The organism is Caballeronia udeis (assembly GCF_044909315.1).
GTDB lineage: Bacteria > Pseudomonadota > Gammaproteobacteria > Burkholderiales > Burkholderiaceae > Caballeronia > Caballeronia udeis_A.
Window position 1 is genome coordinate 1 of record NZ_JBIYEB010000095.1, and the last position, 1,103, is coordinate 1,103.

The 1,103-nt window shown below is 57.6% G+C and carries 1 protein-coding gene; it reads left to right on the top strand.

Annotated features, from left to right (window positions below):
* The first annotated feature begins 81 nt into the window (after positions 1-81).
* Positions 82-1,076 (top strand): IS630 family transposase gene (locus ABH944_RS44610; protein ID WP_404615853.1). Its coding sequence is split into 2 segments (ribosomal slippage): positions 82-547 and positions 547-1,076, totalling 996 coding nucleotides; the frame shifts between segments, so codons are not numbered across the junction.
* Positions 1,077-1,103: the final 27 nt, after the last annotated feature.

Sequence of the window (1,103 nt, forward strand, 5' to 3'; positions counted from 1 at the left end):
TATTGATATTTCCGTAAAACATGACAACCAATCGTAGTCCTGCGCGTTATATCTTCAACGAACTGTCTGGAGGTATGGGGCATGGTCAAGAGAGGAGCGGACGAGGCGACAAGGAAGCGATTGCGTGCAGGGCGACTGCTGCTCAGGGGGAAAAAGCCCGCCGAAGTCGCACTCGAAGTGGGCGTGGCCCGGCAAACCGTGTACACGTGGAAGGCCTTGCTCGATGAAGGCGGAATCGATGCGCTGCGCTCGGTGCCATCAAGAGGCCGCCCGGCCAGACTGGACGAGTCCCAGCTGGAAGGCTTGCGCCGAGCCATTCTGCAAAAACCTACCGAGCACGGCTTTGGCACAGAGCTTTGGACGCTCAAGCGCGTGGGGATGGTTATCGAACGGCTGTACGACGTCAAGTTCGGCCAAACGCAAATCTGGCGAATCCTGGGCGCCTTGGGCTTTAGCGTGCAAAAGCCTGAGAAGCGCGCCATCGAGCGCGACGAAGAAGCAGTGCGTAGCTGGAAACGCACTGCCTGGCCCGCTCTCAAAAAAAAGCCCGGCGAGAAGGCCGATTGATCGTCTTTGTAGACGAGTCCGGCATCAGCGAGCGCCCCACACGCGTGCGCACCTGGGCGCTCAAGGGTCAGACGCCCGTCATCCAGTTTCACTTCAACTGGAATCACGTCTCGGTGATTGCCGGACTCACGCACGCCAACTGTTTGTTCAGGCTGCACGAAGGCAGCATCCGCAAGGAAGAGATCGTCGAATTTCTCAAAGCACTCAAGGCCCATCTCAAGCAACCTCTGCTGGTGATCTGGGATGGTTTGAAGGCACATCGCAGCCGCCTGGTGCGCGACTATCTCGATGGGCTGAACGGGCACATTCAGATTGCTTTTCTTCCCCCGTATGCCCCCGACCTCAATCCCGTCGAATATCTGTGGGCGTGGCTCAAGCGACACGCACTGGCCAACTACTGTCCCAACGATCTGAGCGAGTTGCACGCCACCGCACGCAACAAACTCAAGAGCGCTCAAAAACGGCCCTCGATCATTGCGGCGTGCTGGATGCAGGCTACGCTCTGGTGACGTCATAAATTATGGAAGTCTCAATAA